The sequence below is a fragment of the Sphingomonas sp. RB1R13 genome (genome assembly GCF_036663775.1).
GTDB lineage: Bacteria > Pseudomonadota > Alphaproteobacteria > Sphingomonadales > Sphingomonadaceae > Sphingomicrobium.
Genome location: NZ_JAXOJM010000134.1, coordinates 1 through 1,005 on the forward strand (window position 1 = coordinate 1; position 1,005 = coordinate 1,005).

Here is a 1,005-nt window from a genome sequence, read left to right on the forward strand (position 1 = left end):
AGGCGCACTGATGAGCTATTCGTTAAACCTTCTGATGGTCCTGCCCGAGCTGGTGCTGACCCTCGGCGCAATCGCGCTGATGCTCGTCGCCGCCTGGGGCGGGACGAACGCCACGCGCGGCATCTCCATCGCGGCGGTGTTCGTGCTGGCGGGGGCGATGGTCGCGCTGGCCGGGCCTGCGACCACGGGCGGGCCCGCCTTTGGCGGCCTGTACCGGGCCGATGCCTTTGCCGGTTTCGCCAAGGTCCTGATCTATCTGGCGACCGCGGTGGCGATCATCATGGCGCCGCGCTTCTTTGCCCGCTCACCGGGTGAGGATCTGCGTCCCGAATATCCCATCCTGATGCTGCTCTCCTCGGTCGGCATGGGAATGATGGTGTCGGCGGGCGATCTGCTGACGCTCTATGTCGGTCTCGAACTTCAGAGCCTGTCGGCCTATGTGCTGGCCAGCTTCATGCGTCGCGACGGGCGTTCGGCCGAAGCGGGCCTGAAGTATTTCGTCCTCGGCGCGCTGGCCTCGGGTATCCTGCTCTACGGCATCTCGCTGGTCTATGGCTTCACCGGCTCGACCGACTTCGCGCAGATTGCGGGCGCCTATGGCCGTGACGCGGCGATGGGCACGCGCTCGCTGGGGCTGATGTTCGGTCTGGTGTTCGTGTTCGCTGGCCTGGCGTTCAAGATGTCGGCGGTGCCGTTCCACATGTGGACCCCGGACGTCTATGAGGGCGCGCCGACCCCGGTGACGGCCTTCTTCGCCTCGGCTCCGAAGGTCGCGGCGATGGCGCTGGCGGTGCGTGTCGCCGTCGAGGCGATGGGCTCGGCCGCGCAGCAGTGGCAGCAGATCGTGACCTTCGCCGCGCTGGCGTCGATCATTCTGGGTGCCGTGGCCGCAATCGGGCAGACCAACATCAAGCGGCTGCTCGCCTATTCGTCGATCAACAATGTCGGCTTCGCGCTGATCGGTCTGGCGGCCGGTACGGCGCAGGGCGTCGCGGCGGTGCTGAC

General features: G+C 67.0%; 1 protein-coding gene. It reads left to right on the top strand.

Annotated elements, in window-relative coordinates; genetic code table 11:
- Positions 1-10: 10 nt before the first annotated feature.
- Positions 11-1,005: NADH-quinone oxidoreductase subunit N (locus U1700_RS15510; protein ID WP_332753549.1), on the top strand; the 995-nt coding region annotated here is incomplete at its 3' end.